Annotated in this window: 12 protein-coding genes; 11 read left to right on the forward strand and 1 reads right to left on the reverse strand. The window is 73.2% G+C overall.

Annotation, left to right across the window (positions count from 1 at the left end):
* The 3 genes from Q0R63_RS22020 to Q0R63_RS22030 all read left to right on the forward strand — a co-directional run.
* On the forward strand, nt 1–355 hold a 355-nt coding region (locus Q0R63_RS22020; protein ID WP_295702181.1), incomplete at its 5' end, for a Rid family detoxifying hydrolase.
* Between the two features lie 46 nt (nt 356–401).
* Nucleotides 402–629, forward strand: a complete 228-nt coding sequence (locus tag Q0R63_RS22025; protein ID WP_295702184.1) for a CopG family transcriptional regulator — start codon at nt 402–404, stop codon at nt 627–629.
* A 5-nt stretch (nt 630–634) separates the two neighbouring features.
* Nucleotides 635–1,042, forward strand: coding sequence for a PIN domain-containing protein (locus Q0R63_RS22030; RefSeq protein WP_295702204.1), 408 nt, complete (start codon nt 635–637; stop codon nt 1,040–1,042).
* A 177-nt stretch (nt 1,043–1,219) separates the two neighbouring features.
* Here Q0R63_RS22030 and Q0R63_RS22035 read toward each other — a convergent pair whose 3' ends face one another.
* Complete coding sequence (locus tag Q0R63_RS22035; protein ID WP_295702186.1) at nt 1,220–3,220, reverse strand: acyltransferase family protein; 2,001 nt, start codon at nt 3,218–3,220, stop codon at nt 1,220–1,222.
* Between Q0R63_RS22035 and Q0R63_RS22040 the strand changes: the two genes are divergently transcribed.
* The 8 genes from Q0R63_RS22040 to Q0R63_RS22075 all read left to right on the forward strand — a co-directional run.
* On the forward strand, nt 3,207–3,380 hold the full coding sequence (locus Q0R63_RS22040) for a hypothetical protein (RefSeq protein WP_295702188.1): 174 nt from the start codon (nt 3,207–3,209) through the stop codon (nt 3,378–3,380). The genes Q0R63_RS22035 and Q0R63_RS22040 overlap by 14 nt on opposite strands.
* Nucleotides 3,381–3,435: 55 nt before the next feature.
* Nucleotides 3,436–3,717 (forward strand): acylphosphatase, encoded by a 282-nt coding sequence (locus Q0R63_RS22045; protein ID WP_295702190.1) that lies wholly within the window; start codon nt 3,436–3,438, stop codon nt 3,715–3,717.
* A 214-nt stretch (nt 3,718–3,931) separates the two neighbouring features.
* Nucleotides 3,932–5,287: an ergothioneine biosynthesis glutamate--cysteine ligase EgtA gene (gene egtA, locus Q0R63_RS22050; RefSeq protein WP_295702192.1), complete on the forward strand. Its 1,356-nt coding sequence runs from the start codon at nt 3,932–3,934 to the stop codon at nt 5,285–5,287.
* Nucleotides 5,280–6,599, forward strand: coding sequence for an ergothioneine biosynthesis protein EgtB (egtB, locus tag Q0R63_RS22055; RefSeq protein ID WP_295702194.1), 1,320 nt, complete (start codon nt 5,280–5,282; stop codon nt 6,597–6,599). The genes egtA and egtB overlap by 8 nt, the downstream gene beginning before the upstream one ends.
* Before the next feature lies 1 nt (nt 6,600).
* On the forward strand, nt 6,601–7,302 hold the full coding sequence (egtC, locus tag Q0R63_RS22060) for an ergothioneine biosynthesis protein EgtC (RefSeq protein WP_295702196.1): 702 nt from the start codon (nt 6,601–6,603) through the stop codon (nt 7,300–7,302).
* 1 nt (nt 7,303) lies between these two features.
* Nucleotides 7,304–8,335, forward strand: coding sequence for an L-histidine N(alpha)-methyltransferase (gene egtD, locus Q0R63_RS22065; protein WP_295702198.1), 1,032 nt, complete (start codon nt 7,304–7,306; stop codon nt 8,333–8,335).
* 75 nt (nt 8,336–8,410) lie between these two features.
* Nucleotides 8,411–8,707, forward strand: a complete 297-nt coding sequence (locus tag Q0R63_RS22070) for a chorismate mutase (protein ID WP_295702200.1) — start codon at nt 8,411–8,413, stop codon at nt 8,705–8,707.
* Nucleotides 8,708–8,885: 178 nt separating this feature from the next.
* The coding region (locus Q0R63_RS22075; RefSeq protein ID WP_295702202.1) for an AAA family ATPase at nt 8,886–11,201 on the forward strand (2,316 nt) is incomplete at its 3' end.

The raw sequence follows: 11,201 nt of genomic DNA on the forward strand, positions 1-11,201 counted from the left end.
GGCCCCGACCGCCCTCGGCCCGTACAGCCAGGCGATCGTCGCGGGCGGGTTCGTCTTCTGCTCGGGAACGGCCGGCATCGATCCGCTCACGGGACTGGCGCCCGAGGGGATCGAGGCGCAGACCGAGCAGGCCCTGACGAACCTCGCCGCCGTCCTCAGTGAAGCCGGAGCGTCGTTGGCCGACCTGGTGAAGACGACCATCTTCTATGCGGACGTCGACGACTTCGCCACGCTCAACGAGGTCTACGCACGCTTCATGCCCGACCCTCCACCCGCGCGGTCGGCGCCGGCCAATGTCAGGTTGCCGCGCGGCCTCCTCGTCTCCATCGAGGCCATCGCGCTGTTACCCACCTGACAAACCTGATCCGGCAGGTCGGGCGGCACGGGTATGCTGACATACCATGAAGCGGACGACGGTCAAGATTCCCGACCAGCTCGACGCGCGGCTGCGGCACGAGGCCGAACGCCAGGGCGTGACCATCGCCGACATCAGCCGTGCGGCTCTCGAGGCGTATCTCAGTGAGCCCTCCGGGCCGCGCCGACTCGGCGCGGCTGGTGCCGGGCGCAGCGGCAGGAGCGACGTCTCCGAGCGGATCGAGGAGATCCTCGCCGGCGAGGTCGGACGATAACCGCGATCGTCGTCGACGCCGGGCCCCTCTATGCCTACGTCGACGCTGACGATGCGCACCACGCGGCCTCGCTTGAGCTCCTCGAGACCCACGCCGGTCCATTGATCGTCCCCACCCTGGTCATCACCGAGGTGGTCTACCTGCTGGCGACGAGGCTGGGGACAGGCCCGGAGATTCGCTTCCTCGGGGATCTTGCCGGTGGCGCCTTCACCGTCGCGCCGGTGCTGGCAGCGGACTGGCTGCGCATCGCCGAGCTGGTTGCCCGTTATCGCGACCTCCCGTTGGGGACCGTCGATGCGTCAGTCGTGGTGACCGCCGAACGCATGGGCATCGTCGAAGTCGCCACGGTGGATCGACGGCACTTCACCGTCGTCCGGCCCGCTCACGTGGGCACATTCACACTGCTCCCCTGAAGGGCGGCCGGTTGGGTGTCGAGCCAGCGGGTTACCGGCGCGTAGCGACGACCGTTGGTCCATCGGCCATCAGGTCGAGACGCTCCACGGCCCGGCCGCTCCGGACCAACGGTCGTCGTTGCGCGGAGCCGTCCTCGTCCGGGGCAGAGCGACAGCGTCCCGTCCGCCGGGCGCTCATCAGAAGGCCGGGAGGTCCTTGAGAACCACCGCGACACCGGTATGCCGCTGGCTCAGCGCGGCCATGGCGGCGCGGATCGTCTTGGAGAAGAGGTGCGCGCCGGTGATCGTCGGGTGGATGCCGTCGGACTGCAGCAGCTGGGGTTGGGCGGTGATCGCGGTGTGCCAGTCGGCGACGATCACGTTGGGGCGGGTGGAGGCAGCGGCGACCAGGTCGGCGTTGGCCTGGTCGATCCAGGACGCGTGGCCGTAGATGTTGACCACCACGACCATCCGCTGCGGGCCGAGGACGTCGAGGACCTTGGCGAGGGTGGCAGCGTCGACGCCCGCGTTGGTGCCGTAGTCGAGGACGACAGCGCGGCGGATGTCGGCGCCCCGGCCCGTGACCTCGGTCAGGCCGTCGGCCCAGCGGCGGTTGGACTTGCCGTCCATCCGCACGCCGGGGAAGTAGTAGTCGAGGGCGTGCACGCTGGCGACCACCATCGAGTCGCCGAAGACGTCGATCTCGGGCCCGGCGGGCATCGCCCAGCTCACGGCCTTCGCCGTCGTGCCGGCAGTCGTCGTGGCCGCCGGGGGCGCGCTCGTCGCCGATGGCCCGGCGCCCGTGGCGCTCGCCGACGGCAGGCCGACCCGGGACGTGAGCGCGCCGGGAGCTCCGGCGTGTCCGGCGGGGGAGACGGCCGGCGACCCACCGGCATACGTCGAGTTCTGGTCGAGGAGCCGCTCGGTCTGGGTGCGGTCGGGCGCGGTGATCACGACGACCGCTGCGAGGGCCAGCAGGACGACGGCGGTGCCTGCGACGACGCGGGGGACGCGAGAGAACGGGGACAGCAGGGTGCGCGCGACCATCCCCCCGACCCCCCGGAAACCCCAGACGCGGACGGGCGCCTCGACGAACCGGTAGGACAGGTCGGCGAGCGCCAGGGTGACCAGGACCGCCCAGGCGCGGGTGAGCAGGTGCTGTGTCGTGCCCGGCGCGGTGGGGAGGTCGAGGCCGATGATGAGCAGGACCGGCCAGTGCCAGAGGTAGATGCCGTAGGAGCGGCGGCCGACCCAGGTCAGGGCCGGGCCGCTCATGAGCAGCCGCCACCGGGACGGCGCGTCGTGCACCGGGAGCAGCGCGGCGACGAGGGCGGCGGTCGCGAGCGAGGCCAGAGCGATGCCGCCACGGAAGGTCGCCGGGGTCTCCTCGGTGAGCAGCAGCAGGAGCCCGGCCAGCACCGCGAGCGACAGGACGAGGACCGGGCGACGCCACCGGGCCCAGAGCTCCGTGCCGAGGACGCCATGGCCGGGGCTCGTCCACACGAAGCCCAGTGCCGCGCCGAGCATCAGCCCCATGACGTGCGTGTCGGTGCCGTAGTAGACCCGAGTCGGGTCCTGGCCGGCGACGAGACCGACCGCCATCAGCGCGGTGGAGAGGACGGCAACGGCGACCGCGACGACGGCCCGCGTCCGCGGCCGCAGTCCGATGACGAGCAGGGCGGTGACGACGAGCGGCCAGACGAGGTAGAACTGCTCCTCGACCGCGAGCGACCACATGGTGAGGAACAGCGTCGGCGCGGTCTGCTCGAAGTAGCTCGACCCCGCCGAGATCTCGACCCAGTTCGTCGAGAAGGTGAGGGCGCCGACGACCTGCCGGCCGAGGTGCACCAGCAGGTCGGGGTGGACGAGGCGGGCGACCAGGACGCAGACGACGACGCAGACGCCGAGCGCGGGCAGCAGTCGGCGGGCCCTCCGCACCCAGAACCGGCGCAGCGCGATGCTGCCGCTGCGAGCCCGCTCGGCGACGAGCAGGGTGGTGATGAGGAAGCCCGACACGACGAAGAACACGTCGACGCCGAGGAAGCCGCCGGGCAGCCACGTCGGGTCGAGGTGGTAGGCGACGACCGCCGCGATAGCCAGGGCACGCAGGCCGTCAAGACCCTCGAGGTGAGTCCCACCCTCGCTGCTGCCCGGCCCGGCGGACCCCCCCGAGCCGGTATGCCGGGTGGCCTCCCGCACGCTCCCGACGGTCGGTGCGGGGGCAGGACCGGGACCGGCCGTCCGTTCGTACGTCGACACGTCCACCGTCCTCCTGCGCCGCCCGGCATACCTGGTGCGGGCTGTCGCGCTGCTGGTGCTCGCGGGGCTGCCGGTACGGCAGTACCTGTTCGCAGAATAGGTAGCGTCGACCCGCCCGCCCGGCAGGCGCGCGGCGTTCAGTAATCTTGGTGCCCATGGAACGCGCGACGATCTTCGTCCGGGGCGAGGTCCAGGGGGTCGGGTTCCGGTGGTGGGCCAGGGCGAGGGCCCTCGAGCTCGGCCTGACCGGTCACGCCCGCAACATGGACGACGGACGCGTCGAGATCGTGGCGCAGGGGGCCGGGGACGAGATCGACGCGCTGGTCGTCCTGCTCGAGGAGGACCCCAGCACGCGCGCCCGGCCGGGCCGGGCCGGCGGGGTGGTCGTCCAGTGGAGCCCGGCCCGTGCCGGCATGGAGTCCTTCGTCGAGAAGTGAGCACCTCCGACGGACAGGCGACAGTGGCAGTTCTTCCGGGTTAACGGTTGCTGACGAATCGGGAAAAACGCCGATATGGGGTTGGGGTTGTCAGCCCTCTGGGTAAGGATCTGATCAGCACGTAGCACCACGAGGACGGTCACCTTTCTCGACCGCCCCGCGCCGACCCGCGGTCGACTCGTCGACCGGTCCGGACCAGGCAGGGGCGTCTGCGATGACCGCACACGTCGAGATCGATGCTGCCCAGATGTCGGAGGACACGACCGACGACGCCCCCCTGCGCGGGCCGCGTTCCGTGTCCCGCGCGCACGACCACATCGCCCGGGTCGCGTTGACCGAGGGCCCGATCGGCCGGGTGGGCCTCGAGCTCGAGATGCACCTCGTCGACCGGTCCCACCCCGGCCGTCGACCGGGGTGGGCGCAGATCGAGCGGCTGGTGGCCGGCCTCCGGGCCCTACCCGGGGGCAGCACCGTCACGCTCGAACCCGGCGGTCAGCTGGAGCTGTCGACCCCACCCGGCGCCGACGTCGTCGCCGCGGTCACAGGTCTGCAGCGGGACGAACGCCGGCTGCGAGCGCACGCGGGGCAAGCAGGTTTCGGGCTCGCGCCGCTCGGGTCCGATCCGGCGCGGCCGCCCCGACGGGTCGGTCCGGGAGCCCGCTACGTCGCGATGGAGCAGCACTTCCAGGCCCTCAGCGCCTCCGGGTCCGGGCTGGCGATGATGACCGCCACCGCCGCCCTCCAGGTCAACCTCGACGCCGGTCCCGCCGCCGGCTGGGACGACCGGCTCGGCCTCGTGCGCAGCCTCGTCCCCGTCCTCGTGGCCATCTCGGCCGGCTCGCCCTACCTCGGGGCGCGGACCTCAGGGTGGCACTCGATGCGGCAGGGCACCTGGCACGGCATCGACCACGGCCGCACGGATCCGGTCCGGGCCGGCGCGCCCGGCCCCGCCTGGGCCGACTACGCCCTGGCGGCCCCGGTCATGCTCGTCGCCGACGACCCTGGGGGTCACGCGCCCAACGGGACAGCCGAAGGTATGCCGCGGCGGATGACGGCGATGACCGACCGGGTCACCCTCGAGCAGTGGCTCCGGGGCGACGGTCCGATCGGCCGGGCCCCGACCCTCGCCGACGTCGACTACCACCTCACGACGTTGTTCCCGCCGGTCCGTCCGCGCGGCTACATCGAGATCCGTTGTCTCGATTCGCTGCCCGACCGGTGGTGGCCGTCCTTGGCGGCGATCGTCGTGTCCCTGGTCGACGACCCCGTGGCCGCCGACCTCGCGGCCGAGATCTGCGAGCCCGTGACGGAGATGTGGGAGGCGGCTGCGCGGTGGGGGATGGCCGACCCTGCGATCCGGACCGCCGTCCTGGCCTGTCTCGACCTCGCTGTCAGGCACGCGGCGCCGCCCCTGCGCGCAGGTGTCGCGGAGCTCGCCGAGCTGCTGCAGTCGGGGCGCACCCCGAGCGGGCAGCTGAGGTCGCAGATCGAGCGCGACGGCCCGCTGAGGGTGCTGCTCGACGAGACCGAGCTGACCGCTGACACCCTCGAGGACGACGCGGATGTCTGACCACGGCATACCCGGCCGCAGTGCCCCCGACGGCAGCTCCGTCCTCGCCGGGCTGGAGGCCGCTCGTCGGCGGACGGAGTGGCTGACCGAGATCGACGAGCCCGAGCTCACGGCCCAGCACAGTCCCCTGATGAGCCCGCTGGTCTGGGACCTCGCCCACATCGGCCAGCAGGAGGACCTCTGGCTGCTGCGCGGTGGCGACGCCGGTGCGCAGGGGCTGCTCCCCGCGCAGATCGAGAAGCTCTATGACGCCTTCGAGCACCCCCGCGCGAGTCGGGTGGCCCTGCCGCTGCTCACCCCGGGGGAGGCCCGCGCCTACCTGGCCGACGTCCGCGGCAGGGTCACGGACGCCATCGAGCACGCGACCGACGACGACGCCCTCTTCCCCTACGTCATGGTGGAACAGCACGAGCAGCAGCACGTCGAGACCATGTTCGCGACCCACCAGCTGCGTTCGGGCGCAGCGGTGCTCGACCCACGGGAGGTGCTCCCGGCGGGCCGTCCGGTCGTCTCCGGCGCGCGCCGCGAGGGGTCGGTCCTCGTCCCGGGCGGGCCGTTCGTCCTCGGCGTCGACGCTGTCGACGAACCGTGGTCGCTGGACAACGAGCGACCCGCGCACGCCGCCTATCTCCCCGCCTTCCGGATCGGGCGGGTCCCGGTCAGCAACGCCGACTGGCGGCGCTTCATCGCGGCAGGGGGCTACGACGCGCTGCACTGGTGGTCCGCGGAGGGCTGGGCGCACCGGCTCGAGGCCGGACTGGAGCGGCCGTTGTTCTGGTCGGCCGACGGCTCGAGGCGCCGGTTCGGGGTCGTCGAGGACATCCCGCCCGACGAGCCAGTCCAGCACATCGGCTACCACGAGGCCCAGGCCTTCGCCGCGTGGGCCGGCGGTCGCCTGCCGACCGAGCAGGAGTGGGAGAAGGCCTGCGCCTGGGACCCGGCGCGGGGCCACCGGCGCCGCTGGCCCTGGGGCGACTCCGCGTGGACCCCGGCGCTGGCCAACCTCGGCGGAGGGGCCCTGCGACCGGCGCCGGTCGGTGCCTATCCCGCTGGGGCATCGGCCTACGGTGTCGAGCAGCTGATCGGTGACGTGTGGGAATGGACCTCGTCGAGGTTCGAGCCGTGGCCCGGCTTCACGCGGATGCTCTACTCCGACTGCAGCGCCCCCTTCTTCGGCGGCGACTTCCGCGTCCTGCGCGGTGGCTCGTGGGCCGTCGGCGGCGCGAGCATCCGCCCGTCGTTCCGCAACTGGGACCTCCCCGTCCGCCGGCAGATCTTCAGCGGGCTCCGCCTCGCCTGGGACGTGGTCTGACGTGTGCCGGCACGTCGCCTGGCTCGGCGAACCCCGTTCTGTCGCCTCGATCGTCCTCGAACCGGAGCACGGGCTGCTGCGCCAGTCCTACGCTCCCCGCCACCAGCGACGCGGGGTGGTCAACGCCGACGGCTGGGGCGTCGGCTTCTACGACTCCGGGTCGCCGGAGCCAGCGCCACCGGTGCGCTGGCGCTCCGCCCGACCGATCTGGGGCGACGCGTCGTTCGCGTCGGTCGCCCCGGTGCTGCGCTCCCACGCGATCCTCGCCGCGGTTCGCTCGGCGACGGTCGGTATGCCGATCGACGAGAGCGCCGCCGCCCCGTTCACCGATGGGCGGTGGTTGCTCTCGCACAACGGCCGCGTCGACCGGGGGGTGCTCCCACCGCGTCGAGAGGCCGAATCCGCCTGCGACTCGGCGGTGCTCGCGGCCCACGTCTTCGCGCTGGGTCCCGACCGGGTCGCCGAGACGGTGCGCGAGGTCGCGCGAGCCGACCCCGCGGCATACCTCACGCTGCTGCTGACCGACGGGGTCCGCATCACCGGGATCACCTGGGGCGACCAGCTCAGCTACCTCGCCACGCCGGAGGGCACCGCCGTCGCGAGCGAGCCCTGGGACGACGACCCCCGGTGGGTCGAGGTCCCTGACCACCACCACCTCGAGGTGACCCCGGCCGGGGTCTCCGTGACCGCCCTGGAGGGCTGACATGACCACCACCGACAACGGCGTCGACCTCGGGGTCCATCTCGGGGTCCATCTCGGGGTCCATCTCGACGTCCACCTCGACGCGACCGGGCTCGCCCGGCAGATGGCCGTCGACGTGCGGGAGGGACTGGACCGGATCCCGAAGGTGCTGCCGCCGAAGTACTTCTACGACGGGCGGGGGAGTGAGCTCTTCGACGAGATCACCCGGCTGCCCGAGTACTACCCCACCCGCACCGAGCGCTCGATCCTCGAGTCCGCGGTGGCGGAGATCGCGGCCGTGAGCGCTGCCGAGACCCTCGTCGAGCTCGGCAGCGGCACCTCGGAGAAGACCCGGCTGCTCCTGCAGGCGCTGACGGACGCCGGCACGCTGCGCCGGTTCGTGCCGTTCGACGTCGACCCGGTCGTCCTCGAGGAGGCGGCGCTCGCCGTCGGCGACGAGTTCCCGGACCTCGCCGTCGAGCCCGAGGTCGGCGACTTCGAGAAGCATCTGTCCGAGCTGCCGCGGCACCCCCGCCAGATGGTCGCCTTCCTCGGCTCGACGATCGGCAACCTCGACCCGACGCAGCGCGCCACGTTCCTCGGTGACGTCCGCGGCCTGCTCGGCGAGGGCGACAGCTTCCTGCTCGGCACCGACCTCGTGAAGTCCGCGGACCGTCTCGTCGCGGCCTACGACGACGCGCAGGGCGTCACGGCGGCCTTCAACAAGAACGTCCTCACGGTGATCAACCGGAGCCTCGACGGCGACTTCGACCTCGACGGCTTCGAGCACCGGGCGGTCTGGGACGCCGAGCACGAGTGGATCGAGATGCGCCTCGTGTCGACCATCGACCAGCGGGTCCGGCTGGGCGCCCTCGACCTCGAGGTCGCCTTCGGGCGCGGCGAGCAGATGCGCACCGAGATCTCGGCCAAGTTCCGTCGGGCCGGGGTCGCTGCGGAGCTGGCGGCCGCGGGCCTCCGGCTGCAGCACTGGTGGACCGATCCCGCCGGCGACTTCGCGCTGTCGCTGTCGGTGCCCGACCCGGCGATGGCGTGAGGTGGCTTGCCGTGAGACGCCCCGTCGTGGGGCGACCCGCCCGGCCGGCCGGCGCGGCGGCATACCCTGTCTGCCGTGTCTGAAGTCCCCCCCGAGCTGTCCAGCCTGCGCCGCAGCATCGACAACATCGACGCCGCGCTGATTCACCTCCTCGCCGAGCGGTTCAAGGCGACGCAGAAGGTCGGCATCCTCAAGGCCTACGAGGCGCTGCCGCCGGCCGACCCGGCGCGCGAGGAGGAGCAGATCGCGCGGCTGCGCGTGCTCGCGGAGGACTCGGGCCTCGACCCGGTCTTCGCGGAGAAGTTCCTCGCGTTCGTCGTCGCCGAGGTGATCCGCCACCACGAGGCGATCGCCGATGCGACTCGCGAGTAGCCGCGCCTCCATCCCCACCCGTCACAACCGCCCCATCAGCACCACCAGCCCGTCGAACCACCGAGCCGCCGAGGTGCCGGAAACACCCCTTCCGCGCCGGTAGGCTCTGCGGAAATCGCACGCCGGCGGGGTCCGCTCCCGGTGCCGCCCGGAGACACGGAGAGGCGCAGCCAAGCTCGTGTTCGTCAAGAGCCTCACGATGAAGGGCTTCAAGTCCTTCGCCTCCGCGACCAACCTGCGCCTCGAGCCGGGCATCACCTGCATCGTCGGGCCGAACGGCTCCGGCAAGTCCAACGTCGTCGACGCCCTCGCGTGGGTGATGGGGGAGCAGGGCGCCAAGACCCTGCGGGGCGGCAAGATGGAGGACGTCATCTTCGCCGGCACCTCCGGCCGCGCCCCGCTCGGGCGGGCCGAGGTCGCGCTCACGATCGACAACACCGACGGCGCCCTCCCGATCGACTACACCGAGGTCACGATCGCGCGGACGATGTTCCGCAACGGCGGCTCCGAATACGCCATCAACGGCACCTCGTGCCGGCTGCTGGACATCCAGGAGCTGTTGTCCGACAGCGGGATCGGCCGCGAGATGCACGTCATCGTCGGTCAGGGCCAGCTCGACGCCGTGCTCCGGGCGACTCCAGAGGAGCGCCGGGGGTTCATCGAGGAGGCGGCCGGGGTCCTCAAGCACCGCAAGCGCAAGGAACGCGCGCTGCGCAAGCTCGAGTCGATGGACCTCAACCTCACCCGGGTCAGCGACCTCACGAGCGAGATCCGCCGCCAGCTCGGCCCCCTCGGGCGGCAGGCCGAGACCGCGCGCCGGGCCGCGACCGTCCAGGCCGACGTGCGCGACGCGCGACTGCGGCTGCTCGCCGACGACCTCGTCCGGCTCGGCTCGACCCTCGAGCAGGAGGTCGCCGACGAGAGCGCCCTCATCGCGCGGCGCACCGAGGTCGAGCAGGGGCTGACCGGGCTCGGCGACCGGCTCGCCCGCCTCGAGGCCGATGCCGAGCAGGCCCGCCCCGAGCTGACCCGTGCCCAGGAGCGGTGGTACGCCCTCTCTCGCCTCACCGAGCGCCTCACGGCGACAAGGTCGCTGGCGGCCGAGCGGGTCCGGCTGCTCGCCGAGGACGACGTCCAGGAAGTCGGCGGCAGCTCGACGCGCGACCCCGACCAGCTGCGCGCCCAGGCAGGCGAGCTGCGCGGCCAGCACGAGGCGCTCGTCGCCGAGATCGCCGCAGCCACCGAGGCCCTCGCCGTCGCCGTCAGCACCCGTGGCGAGGCCGAGCAGCTGTATGCCGCCGAGCAGCAACGCCTCTCGCGCGTCGCCCGCGCCGTCGCCGACCGCCGCGAGGGACTGGCGCGGCTCGCCGGACAGGTCGCCGCCAAGGCGTCCCGCATCGAGGGGGCCGAGGCCGAGATCGGCCGGCTGCGCGTCGGCGTCGAGCAGTCACGGGCCAGAGCCGTGGCCGCGGAGCGGGAGTTCGCCCAGCTCGAGGCCTCCATCGCGGTCGAGGAGGAGGGCGAGGAGGGTCTGGACGCCACCTACGAGACCCTCGCGGCCGAGCTGGAGCAGCTCGAGCACGAGGTCGAGGAGCTGCGCGACGCCGAGCGCGCCGCCGACCGCGACCGCCAGTCCGGGACCGCGCGGGTCGAGGCCCTCGGTCTCAGCCTCAGTCGCAAGGACGGCGCCGCCGCGCTGCTCGCCGGCGACGTCGAGGTCCACCGCATCGCCGGGTCGGTCGCCTCGCTCCTGCAGGTCGAGCCGGGCCACGAGAGCGCGGTCGCCGCGGCCCTCGGGTGGGTGGCCGACGCGCTCGCCGTCGACGGCGTCGGAGCGGCCGCGGCGGCCCTCGCGACGCTGCGGCGCGACGACGCCGGCCGGGCCGGGATGCTCGTCAGCGAGACCGCCACGCCGGTGGACCCGACGTCGTGGCCGGCCCTGCCCGCCGGGGCCCGCTGGGCCCGCGAGGTGGTCTCGTGCCCGGACGGCGTCCGCCCGGCGGTCGAGCAGGTGCTCGACCGGGTCGCCCTCGTCGCCGACGCCATGGCCGCGACCGCTCTCGTCCGGCGCGGCGACGGCATCACCGCGGTGACGACCGACGGCGACGTCTTCGCGCCCGGATGGGTGCGCGGCGGCAGCTCCGCCGCACCGAGCCTCCTGGAGATCCAGGCCGCCCTCGACACCGCCCAGGACCAGGTCGCGGAGGCCACCCGGCGCGGCGAGCAGGCCCGGTTCGCCCTGGCCTCGGCCCACGCGCGCGCGACCGAGGCCGCCCAAGCCGTCGAAGGTGCGCTCGAGCGGCTCCACGACTCCGACGCGAAGATGTCCGCCGTCGCCGAGAAGCTCGGCGCCCTCGGCGTCGCCGCCCGCAGCGCCCGGGGTGAAGCCGATCGCACGCAGCAGGCGATCACGACCGCCGAGGCCGCCCTCGCGACGGCCGCCGCCGAGCACGATGCGCTGCGCCAGCGGCTCGACGACGCCAGCGCCGCCGGC

Origin of the sequence: Lapillicoccus sp. (assembly GCF_025353065.1) — a bacterium.
Lineage (GTDB): Bacteria > Actinomycetota > Actinomycetes > Actinomycetales > Dermatophilaceae > Lapillicoccus.

Excerpts from the sequence above, each read along its gene's own strand:
- Q0R63_RS22025 (WP_295702184.1), top strand. The coding sequence starts at position 402 with ATGAAGCGGACGACGGTCAAGATTCCCGACCAGCTCGACGCGCGGCTG.
- Q0R63_RS22045 (WP_295702190.1), top strand. The coding sequence starts at position 3,436 with ATGGAACGCGCGACGATCTTCGTCCGGGGCGAGGTCCAGGGGGTCGGG.
- egtA (WP_295702192.1), top strand. The coding sequence starts at position 3,932 with ATGACCGCACACGTCGAGATCGATGCTGCCCAGATGTCGGAGGACACG.
- egtB (WP_295702194.1), top strand. The coding sequence starts at position 5,280 with ATGTCTGACCACGGCATACCCGGCCGCAGTGCCCCCGACGGCAGCTCC.
- egtD (WP_295702198.1), top strand. The coding sequence starts at position 7,304 with ATGACCACCACCGACAACGGCGTCGACCTCGGGGTCCATCTCGGGGTC.